Raw genomic sequence first — 233 nt, 5'->3', positions numbered from 1 at the left:
AAAGCCATTAGGCTTCGTATTTGTCTCCTGTAATGTCTTGATAGTCTTCTGCTGAGATCCAGCCAATGCTTACATAAAATGCAATATCCTCTGGGCCGTAGCACTGCCAGTCCTAAAATTGTTTGATATTTGCTACAGTTGGAAACATCATTCTAAATCAGCTCCTTTAAGCATGGTCAATAGCTGCTTTAATTGTTTTGATAATAAAGCATTTTGTTTCTTTAAAAGCTCTA

1 pseudogene is annotated in these 233 nt (G+C 36.5%); it reads right to left on the bottom strand.

Annotated elements, in window-relative coordinates:
- Nucleotides 1–7 precede the first annotated feature (7 nt).
- Nucleotides 8–100: pseudogene (locus SB771_RS37295) on the bottom strand (XkdX family protein); the annotation flags it as partial.
- Nucleotides 101–233 lie beyond the last annotated feature (133 nt).

It is taken from the genome of Burkholderia sp. SIMBA_051 (assembly GCF_046534915.1).
Lineage (GTDB): Bacteria > Pseudomonadota > Gammaproteobacteria > Burkholderiales > Burkholderiaceae > Burkholderia > Burkholderia ambifaria.
The sequence above is the reverse complement of the archived record's forward strand: the minus strand, read 5'-3'. Positions and strand labels throughout refer to the sequence as shown.